Below are 10,393 nucleotides of genomic sequence, written 5' to 3'. Positions count from 1 at the left end.
ACAATCTAAATAAGTAAGTGGTATATTATTCCACAATTTCTAAGATATTAATTTAAGACCCTTAAATAATTTATACGACCAAGATTTTTTTAATCTTCTTTAATAATATATGATCCGATTGCATCATACAGAGTTTGTGAATAAACATTTTCTGGATTATTGGCAAAGGCTAAGGAATATAATCTTGTTTTTGCTGCTGTTTGTAAATTTTGTTGTTGTGCAAAAGTATATTCAATTCATTTTAGGATTTGACCTTTAATATTTTTTGTAATGTCAACTGGTGTTCCATCTTCATTATAAAGAGCTTCACCATTTTCATTGTATGTTCCTAAATAACCTTTTTCATTATATAATCATGATAATGAACGCTTAATACCACCTTGTTGTGCTAATCAAGCTTGATCTAAATCAGTTGGTGTTTCTCCTGATCCGTATCAAGTTAATGATAATTCTTTATTGTTTTTATTATCATTTTTATAATTAATATTCATATTTTTCATTAAATCAACAGCATAAATTGGTAATACTAAGACAACTGACCCGTATCTTTTATTTGTATCTAAGAATTGGTAACTTGAAGGGTCTGTTCCTTCACCTGATTTTATAATACATGGTGTTTCTGTATCAATAATTTTTTGTTTATATGCATCAGCATTGTTTAAAGTTGTAAAAATATCATTTGGGTTTTTATTTTTATCAATTCCAACAAATCCTTTAAAACCACTAATCCCAAAAATTGGATCAATTCCATCTTTAATCATATTATTAAAGATTTTACTTTGGTTTTTCTCATTAAACATGTTTTTAAGTTTTTTTATTAAAATATCCTGATTATTAGTTAAATCAGAATTTAATTGTTCAACATTTGCTAATAGTCCTTTATCTGTATCTTTATTATTAAATAATTTGTCTAATTCTTCTTTATCTAGTTTTAATTCTCACACCATTTTAACATATGATTTTCATCGTGCTCCACTAATGGTATCTCATGATTGAATAGCATTAAATAATGTACTATTTCGATTTAGATAAATTGAACTATTATCTCCGCTACCATAGCGCTTAATCTCGTTTTGGTGTAAGTATGTTGCAGTAATAATTTTATCAATAACTGCTGGTACTTCAACATGTGTATAATAATCTTTAAACTGAACTTTTAATGCAACTTTTTTTTCATTTTCTGACATTGTATTAAAGTCAGTATAATTAGCTCCAGCACTTTTACTTTTAATTTCGAAATTAGCTTCTCCTTGCTCTTTTCTTGATTTCATATAATTTGGTTTATCTGTTCCTTTTCAGAAATATGATTGAGTACCGCCAACATATCAACCTTCTGATTGATAATCAGGTGCATATCCTTGTCCTGCAATTGTTGTTTCTAAAGGTGTTGAATTAGAAATTCCAGTAAAGTATTTTGTACTTAAATTATCAAGTGCAACTTGCTCAACAAAGTTAATAAATTGTTTTATTAATAATGAATCAGGTTGGTTAACGTCAATTGTTACTCCGGTATAACGTGCTCTTGTTGCTTCTTCTGAAGCATAGAAAAATTTTGAAATATTAGTATCTAATAATCTTACAGCCATTTCTTTTAGGGCTGCTTTAGTGAAAATGTCATTAAATGAATATTTGACAACATTTGATTCATTTTCTGAATTAATTTGTGCAATAATTCAACGTTTAACTTCATCAGCAATTGCGGGGTCGGTAAATCTTTCAAAATCTTTTTTTGCACATGCATAAAGACTTGTGCCAGTAGAAGAAAGAATAGACATTGCTCCTAAAATACTTAGTAGTTTTTTCATTATCGTCTACCTCCTATTTTATAAAAATATTTTATTGGATCTGTTATTACAGGAGGAAATTGATACACTCATAATGGAGTTTTTGCCAAAACACTTAATTTTTTGTAATTTAAACCAATTTCTTCATGTCATACTTTTGCGTTACTAATTTTTTCAACAATAGTTTTTGGATCAATCTTAGCAGCGGGTCCTCCCATTTTATATCCTTCAATTGTTTTATTTTCTGCTTCAAAACTACTGTATAAACGTTGAACAGCACCTCCTGATAAATTAGTTGACATTGCATTAATAATTGAAATAAATCAATCATGATTTGTCTCATGTTTTTCTGAATCTTTAAAAGTAAGAAAGTTTTTCAATCATTCTTGAGGATCAGCACCATTTGTTAAGATTTTATTATTAAAATTATTGAAAAAGTCATAAATTCAAAATCATCATGTTTTATCATCAGTTGAACCAGAACCAGAACTTAATGTAGCATATTTTTTAACTTCATTTAAAACATTAAATTTTAGTTTACTGTTATTATTGCTATTTACTAAACTACGATTTACTAAATATCATAAGTATTGAGCATTACTAAATTGTGTATTCATCTTTTGTTTTGCTTTGTCAACTGTCATGATTTTTGATTTATCTGTTAATGAACTATAAAAATTACTTGAATAATTTAAACTTTTAAATTGTCAATTGCTATCATAAGCGTCGTATGATGTTGGGTCAGCATCCTTTAGATATTCGCGGCCATCAATATGAACTAAGTTTAAACCATTTGTATCAAAGAAACTAATAACAATATCATTAGTAGTACCAATTTTTCAGGCAGCACTAATTGGAGCGGTTGGATTTTTACGATTAATTTTACTTACCGTAACATTTATATCACCAGGTGCATTAATGCTATCAGGTGCACTAATGCTATTATATACACTTGATTTTAAAATATTTGATTTAACAGCATCAGCTTGTGTACTTAAAGTTAATAAATCTGATGATGGAGTAACTGTACCTTCACTGTTAGTAGTAAAGTCTTCTCAACTTTTAGCTGAGGATAAAGTTTCTAAATCTTTATCAATTTGTGTTTTTGTTGTTTCATCAAAACTATCTGCTGTAAAACCAGTATCAGTTGGTGTTGCTCCGGATTTAAAAGCATATGTTATTTTTGAAATTGCTAAAGGTTTTTCATTTTGGAATCATTTTTCAATTATATATTTTTGAAATAATGATATTTGCCCAACATCATATGTTTCACTTAATTCAGGAGTACCAACTGATGTTTTAGATGAATTTTTAAAAATAGGTGTTGCAACTGGTGGATGCTTACTCAAATATTCCGTAATTTTATAATTAAAAGTTCCTAAATCTGTTGCAATTGTATTAATACGAGTATTAATTTCAGCGATTGTTAAGTTTGATAGATTATCAATAAATTCTTTTTCATCTTCATTTCAACTAAAAGCTAATGCCAATTGAGTACGTAAATTTTGATTGTCAGTATTTCAATCGTCTGCTTTATTTCCGTTTTTAAGGAAACTAGCAAAATCCCTTAAAATTATAACTGCGCTTTCAGTGTTATTTTGTCTGCATACACGCATATTGTTATTTAATAAAACATTAGTTAACATTTGTGTTGCACTAATTCCGCCATCAGCACCAGTTGTCATAATGGCAGCTTTATAATTTTGTTCTTCAATTTCATATTTTTTGTTGCCACTAGCACCGCTGATATCTTTATAGTTTGAATCTAAAAAATCATGATATTTTTTTTCTCAATTTTTTTTATCACTGTCTTTAAAACTTTGTTTCTTTCTCTCAACAGTATTATTTGTATTTGTGATTAGTAATTGTCATTGTGTTTTTAAAATGTCTTTTAAATTTTTATAATCAGCAATATCACCGATTGTAGTTTCTTTTGATACAAAAAATTTATCAGGGTTCGCTAAAATTGCAACGCTTAAAATTTGCATTAATTGAACTGACATTTTGATTCTTGTTGCGCCATCTCATTGGGTTGGATCATTTGTTCATTTTCCATTTCCGGCATCTACAAATGGATTTTCTAAGACACTTCAAATATCAGGAGAAGTGATTTTTTTACCACCAAAAATTCCTGGAATTCATGCCCAAATGCTATCACCATTTTCATTTTTATGTTGATTATTTTTTTCTTTAGTACTACAAGCCGCCGTTCCAAATGCGGTTGCGCCCACTAATATCATACTGCTTAGTGATGATAAAAGTTTTTTCATTTTAGTTCATCCTTCCTCTTGACTTTTTATTTTTGTACTTTTTGATAAAAAATACTAACTACATTCTATTAAAAAAATATAATAAAGTCTACTTTTATTGTACAATAAAAGTAGACTTTATTAATTAAAAAATAAAGATAATTTCACTTCGGGACTAATATAATACATATTTTCAAAGGAGGGGCTAAAGTGAAAAAAATTGAAATCAAAGATTTATTTGTTTATGCTGATAATGATATTATTTTAAATGGTTTAAATTTAACTGTTAATGTTAATGAAATTCATGCTTTAATGGGGCCTAATGGAAATGGAAAATCAACTTTATTATCAACAATTATGGGGCATCCTAGTTATACTGTTGAAAGTGGGGATATTTTAATTGCTGGGGAAAGTATTTTAAACAAAACGGTTGATGAACGAAGTAAAATGGGAATATTTTTTGCAATGCAATCACCAGTTGAAATTTCTGGAGTTTTAAATTTAGATTTTTTAAAAGCAATTATTAATGCTCATCGTGATTCACCAATTAAATTACCAGAATTATACCAAGATATTAACCGTAATATTAAAAATTTAAAAATTGATGATAGTATGATTCGTCGTTATTTAAATACTGGTTTTTCAGGGGGAGAAAAGAAAAAAAATGAGATTTTACAGTTAAATTTATTAAGCCCATCTTTAGCTTTAATTGATGAAATTGATTCAGGTTTAGATGTTGATGCTTTAAATGTTGTTAGTACTGAGTTAAATAAAATGCGAAATAAGCATTTTGCTGCAATTATTGTGTCCCATTATGATCGCTTTTTTAATTTAGTGCAACCAACACATGCTCATGTTATTGTTAAGGGTAAAATTGTTAAAAGTGGAGATTATAATTTAGTTAAAAAAATTAACGAAGAGGGATACGAATGATTATTACAAGAATTAGATTTAACAGTAGAAAATAAACAAAGGGGTGTTAAACCTTTAGCGGGAATTGGGTGTGCTGCTCAAAAAGGTAAGTAAAAATGCAAGTTTTAATGAATGAACAAAAACTTATTGGTGACAATTTTACTATTGATGCAACAACACCCAAATTAACATTTACGAATAATAAAGCTGGTGAAGTTATTAATATTAATTTTGCTAGTAATCTTGTTAATGAAACTTTTTTGTTTTTTTTAAATTTAACTTCAGAAGTAACAATTAACTACAATATTCCTGCTAATAGTCAAATTAATATTATTAATATTTACAAAAATCGTGAATGTGAACAAATAGCTAATCTTTTTTATAACTTATTAGAAAAAGCACAAGTTAATATTTATCACTTAAATATTGTTAATAGTAGTATTACTGAGAACATTACCTTCAATTTGCGGGGTAAACGTAGTGCTATTAAATATTATTTGGCAAGTCTGTCAACACATGAATATCATAAAAATGCGATTATTTATGCTCATCATTTAGCCCCAGCAACCGAAAGTGAAATTAAAACTTACTCAATTGCAAAAGATAATTCATTACAAACTGTTAAATGTACTAGTCATATTGAAAAAACAATGGGTAAATCAGAAGCTCATCAAGAATTACGATTACTAGTTTTTGATAAAACTTCAAAAGCAATTTCTGATCCGATTTTGTTAATTGATGAAAATGATATTAAAGCAAGTCATGCTAATGCGGTTGGGATGCTAGACCCAGAGCAAATCTTTTATTTACAAACAAGAGGTTTGACAATAACGCAGGCTCGAAAATTAATTTGTATGGGTTATTTTAAAAATGTGATTGATGCAATTGAGGATGAGGAATTACAAAAAAATATTATTGATGAAATTGATACAGAAATTGGAAAATAATGATGATTGATTATAGAGAAATTAAAAAACAATTTCCTTTTTTTAAAAATAATTCTGATCAAATTTATCTTGATAGTGCTGCTACTAACTTAAAACCACAAGTTGTTATTGATGCTATTAATGATTATTATACAAATTATGGAACTAATCCGCATAATACTGATAGTGATTTAGGATATAAAACAAATGTTCAATATGAACTTGTTCGTCAGAAACTTCAGCATTTTATTAATGCTAAAAAGGTTTCAGAAGTTATTTTTGTCCCTGGAGCAACTTATGGATTAAACCAAATTGCGTATGGTTTAAGTTCAAAGATTACAGCGGGTGATGAGATTCTAATTACAAAACAAGAACATGGTGCAAATATTTTACCGTGATATCGGATGGCACAAGAAAAAAAAGCAGTTGTTAAGTTTTTACCAGAAATAAATTTTCAAATTGATTTAAAACAATTAGCAAGAGTTATTACTGCTAAAACAAAGATTGTTTCTTTTGCTAATGTGCCAAATATTTTAGGATATGAAAATGATCCAACATCAATTATTACAATGATTAAAAAAATTAATCCGGAAATAATTGTTGTGATTGATTGTGCACAGGGTGTTATTCATATGCCAACTGATGTTCAAAAGTGAAATGCTGATTTTATTACTTTTTCAGCCCATAAAATTTTTGGCCCAACTGGAATTGGGATTTTATGAGGAAAAGAAGAATTATTGCTACAATTACAGCCGTTAATTGTTGGCGGTGGTATGAATACTCGAATTGATAATAATGGTTTAGATTATAGTTTAAAAAAATTACCAGACCGGTTAGAAGCGGGTTCAGCTAATATTGCTGATATTTTTGGTTTTGGAGCAGCAATTGATTTTGTTAATAGCCTTACTTTAACAGAAATTATTAAATATAATCATCAGTTAAAACAATATGCAATTCAACAGTTTAATAAAAAATTAAAAGATAAAGCAATAATTTATAATCCTGATAGCAAGGGACCAACATTAGTTTTTAATATTAAAAATGTTTTTTGTCAGGATGTTACAATGCATTTAGGAAGCCGCAATAAGATTACTGTTCGGAGTGGTGATCATTGTGCGCGGTTAATTGGTACTGTTATTCCAGAGAAAAATACAATTAGAGCTAGTTTTTCAATTTATAATAGTTATGAAGATATTGATTTGTTAGTATCGGCACTTGCAAATGAGAAAGATTTTTTAGGAAGGTTGGTTTAAATGGAATTTAATAAAAATGACCCAATGTTTTTACGACAAATTATTATGGACCATTATTCAGAACCACAGTACAAAGGTTTAACAAAGAAACCAACAGTTTATTCAATTCATCAAGCTTCTGAATCATGTATTGATGATATTTATTTAGAATTAATAATTGAAGGGAATAAAATTATAAGTGCTCGGTTTGACGGTGTTGGTTGTGCAATTTCAACAGCATCAAGTGACATTATGGCGCAAGAACTAGAAGAAAAAACAATGAAGGATGGTTTAGCAATTATTGAAAATTATTTAGCAATGGTTTTTGACAAACAATATGATAAGAACAAGTTAAACGATTTAATTGCTTTTATTAATATTGCAAAACAACCTAATCGAATTAAATGTGCGACAATTGGTGTTAATGGTTTTCAAACATTATTATTAGATTTATTAAAAACAGATAATGATTAATGCCAAAGGAGGTCTTATTAATGCCAAAATTAAAGCAAGAAAAAGAAATTAAAGAAATTTCTAGTTATAAATATGGTTTTAATGATGGAGATATTTCTTACTATAATACTGGGAAAGGTCTTAATGAAACAATTATTAATGAAATTTCAGATCATAAAAATGAACCAGATTGAATGCGAGAATATCGGTTACAGTCATATCATAATTTTTTAAAAATAAAAAATCCAAGTTGAGGGCCAAACTTAGAATTTATAGATTTTGATGAGTATATTTATTATATTAAACCAACAGAACATATTGCAACAAAATGAAATGAGGTTCCTGAAAAAATTAAAAAAACCTTTGACCGGTTAGGTTTACCAGAAGCCGAACGTGAATATTTAGCTGGAATTAAAGCTCAATATGATAGTGAGCCAGTTTATGGAAGTATGTTAAAAGAAGTTGAAGAAAAAGGAATTATTTTTTTAGATTGTGATACCGCATTACGTCAACATCCAGAGTTATTTAAAAAATATTTTGGAACATTAGTACCAAATACAGATAATAAATATGCTGCTTTAAATGGAGCTGCTTGATCAGGTGGATCATTTATTTATGTTCCAAAGGGAGTTAAATTAGAAAAACCATTGCAGGCTTATTTCCGGATTAATTATCAGAATAGTGGTCAGTTTGAACGCACATTAATTATTGTTGATGATGATGCCGAATTACACTATATTGAAGGATGCACAGCACCAATTTATTCTCGTGATTCTTTACATGCTGCTATTGTTGAAATTTTTGTGGGAAAAAATGCAAAAATGCGTTATACAACTGTTCAAAACTGGAGTGATAATGTTTTAAATTTAGTAACAAAGCGTAGCATTGTTGATGAAAATGGTCAAATGGAATGAATTGATGGTAATATTGGATCAAAAATTAATATGAAGTATCCGAGTGTTATTTTAAAAGGAAATAATAGTAAAGGACAATGTATTTCAATTGCGGTAGCAAAGGAAAATGTTATTCAAGATGCTGGTTCAAAAATGATTCATTTGGGAAAAAATACTTCTTCTAAAATTATTTCTAAATCAATGACTTTTAATGGTGGAACAGCAAACTATCGTGGGTTAGTTCATATTGGACCAAAAGCACAGTATTCAAAAGCTAGGGTTGAATGTGATACTCTAATTCTAGATGGAAAATCACATTCCGATACAATTCCTCAGAATAAAGTTTATAATAATGAATCACAAATTGAGCATGAAGCAACAGTAAGTAAAGTTTCTGAGGAACAATTATTTTATTTACAAAGTCGTGGTTTATCAGAACAAGAAGCTTTGGAAATGATTATTATGGGATTTTTAGAACCATTTACAAGAGAATTACCAATGGAATATGCAGTTGAATTAAATCAGTTAATTAAAATGGATATGGAAGGTAGTGTTGGTTAATGATAACTCGTGCTAAACAAGAAATTCGACAAGAAAAATTGCTTGTAAGAAGCAAGATTTCATCTGAGTTACGACAGCAAAAAGAAACTCAGATTTTTAATACTTTTTTTCAACATCCGGGTGTACAAAATAGTAAAACAATTGCTCTTTATTATTCAATCAAAAATGAAGTTAATACTATTTTTATTATTAAGCAATTATTTGCATTAAAAATTAATGTTTTATTACCACGAATAGATGGTAATAATTTAAAATTTTATCATATTACCAATTTAACAACTGATTTAGAATTTAATTCACGTTTTGGTCTTTATGAACCATTAAATTCATTGCCAATAATTGATGCAGAAAAAATTGATGTTCTTGTTGTTCCAATCGTTGCTTTTGATCAAAACAATTTTCGGTTAGGATATGGGAAAGGCTATTATGATCGGTTTTTAAAAAATTATTATCATATTGTGATTGGGTTAGCATTTATTGAACAGTTAGTGCCAACCCCTTTGCCAGTTGAAGAACACGATGTTAAAATAGAAATTATTATTAGTGCTTAAAAACTAAGGAGCCAGAATAAACTTACCATTATTACGTGTTGTTAGTAAATATTGATTTACATCATGACATACTTATTTAGTAACATTTGTTTTACCAGTTATTTTATATTTTATTAGCATTCGTGTGACTAATATGTTTAATAGTAATGCTAGTTATTTATCGTTACCAGGGTCAATTTTATTAGTGGGGGTTCTTAGTGGTATTCTTGATTTAGCAATTGCTTTTTATGAATTTCGAAAAACTACTTTTGCACGCCAATTGCATTTATTAAAAGCTTCAATTTATCAATTAATTTTAGTTTTAATTGCCATTAATTTAATTACTAGTTTAATTGGTTCACTTTGGTTATTTTTAATTGCTTTTTTAGTTATGGTGAAGGAATTCATATTGAATGAATTAATTGACTTGCATTATGTTGAACTATTATATTAAGTTCTTTTTTAGCATCTTTAATTGGTATTTTAATTGCGCTTTGTTCAAATGATTTGAAGGTTATTTTAGTGGTAGCAATTTTATTTTTTATTATTTGCTTTTTTATCGGGATTATTTTTTCCAATTGGTGTTGTGCGTAGTGACAAATTTTTAAATATTATTGGTTACTTGTTGCTGTTAAGTTATCCATCATCAATTATGGGCAGTGCTTGTTTTTGAAATGTTCCTGCGTGAATTTTAGACTCTAATTTATATCCTAATTTAACATATTTTTCTCATTTACATAATAGACTTCTTGCATAACCTAGTTATTTTAAAATTCCTATAAAATATATTTAAAATATAAATTATAGGAATTTTAAAATAACTAGGTTATGCAAGAAGTCTATTGATAATTAA

At 28.0% G+C, this 10,393-nt stretch carries 10 protein-coding genes; 8 read left to right on the top strand and 2 right to left on the bottom strand.

All coding sequences use genetic code 4. The features are described 5' to 3' along the window. Positions 1 to 89 precede the first annotated feature (89 nt). The gene (locus EHV01_RS06790) at positions 90 to 1,805 is read right to left on the bottom strand and encodes a lipoprotein (protein WP_422066795.1); all 1,716 of its coding nucleotides are present in this window, start codon (positions 1,803 to 1,805) and stop codon (positions 90 to 92) included. Then, the gene (locus EHV01_RS06785) at positions 1,805 to 4,054 is read right to left on the bottom strand and encodes a hypothetical protein (protein WP_422066794.1); all 2,250 of its coding nucleotides are present in this window, start codon (positions 4,052 to 4,054) and stop codon (positions 1,805 to 1,807) included. The genes EHV01_RS06790 and EHV01_RS06785 overlap by 1 nt, the downstream gene beginning before the upstream one ends. Positions 4,055 to 4,243: 189 nt before the next feature. On the opposite strand from EHV01_RS06785, the gene sufC reads away from it, so the two are divergent. The 8 genes from sufC (at position 4,244) to EHV01_RS06745 (ending at position 10,297) form a co-directional block, all read left to right on the top strand. Continuing rightward, on the top strand, positions 4,244 to 5,059 hold the full coding sequence (sufC, locus tag EHV01_RS06780) for a Fe-S cluster assembly ATPase SufC (protein ID WP_422066793.1): 816 nt from the start codon (positions 4,244 to 4,246) through the stop codon (positions 5,057 to 5,059). 2 nt (positions 5,060 to 5,061) lie between these two features. Beyond that, positions 5,062 to 5,892 carry a SufB/SufD family protein gene (locus EHV01_RS06775; protein WP_400248385.1) on the top strand — a complete coding sequence of 277 codons (831 nt, stop codon included), beginning with the start codon at positions 5,062 to 5,064 and terminating at the stop codon, positions 5,890 to 5,892. Beyond that, positions 5,892 to 7,124 (top strand): aminotransferase class V-fold PLP-dependent enzyme, encoded by a 1,233-nt coding sequence (locus EHV01_RS06770; protein WP_422066792.1) that lies wholly within the window; start codon positions 5,892 to 5,894, stop codon positions 7,122 to 7,124. Before EHV01_RS06775 ends, EHV01_RS06770 begins: the two co-directional genes overlap by 1 nt. Next, positions 7,125 to 7,577, top strand: a complete 453-nt coding sequence (gene sufU / locus EHV01_RS06765; RefSeq protein ID WP_422066791.1) for a Fe-S cluster assembly sulfur transfer protein SufU — start codon at positions 7,125 to 7,127, stop codon at positions 7,575 to 7,577. A 20-nt stretch (positions 7,578 to 7,597) separates the two neighbouring features. After that, positions 7,598 to 9,010, top strand: a complete 1,413-nt coding sequence (gene sufB / locus EHV01_RS06760; protein ID WP_422066790.1) for a Fe-S cluster assembly protein SufB — start codon at positions 7,598 to 7,600, stop codon at positions 9,008 to 9,010. Then, a complete protein-coding gene (locus EHV01_RS06755) occupies positions 9,010 to 9,561 on the top strand; it encodes a 5-formyltetrahydrofolate cyclo-ligase (RefSeq protein ID WP_422066789.1) in 552 nt (183 codons plus the stop codon). Before sufB ends, EHV01_RS06755 begins: the two co-directional genes overlap by 1 nt. 133 nt (positions 9,562 to 9,694) lie before the next feature. Next, positions 9,695 to 9,994 carry a hypothetical protein gene (locus EHV01_RS06750; protein WP_422066788.1) on the top strand — a complete coding sequence of 100 codons (300 nt, stop codon included), beginning with the start codon at positions 9,695 to 9,697 and terminating at the stop codon, positions 9,992 to 9,994. Between the two features lie 168 nt (positions 9,995 to 10,162). Continuing rightward, the gene (locus EHV01_RS06745; RefSeq protein WP_422066787.1) at positions 10,163 to 10,297 is read left to right on the top strand and encodes a hypothetical protein; all 135 of its coding nucleotides are present in this window, start codon (positions 10,163 to 10,165) and stop codon (positions 10,295 to 10,297) included. The last annotated feature ends 96 nt before the right edge of the window (positions 10,298 to 10,393 follow it).

The sequence above is a fragment of the Spiroplasma sp. hy2 genome, assembly GCF_044714365.1.
Taxonomy (GTDB): domain Bacteria; phylum Bacillota_I; class Bacilli_A; order Mycoplasmatales; family Mycoplasmataceae; genus Spiroplasma; species Spiroplasma phoeniceum.
Note: the sequence above shows the minus strand (reverse complement) of the source record. Positions and strands in the feature narration are given on the sequence as shown.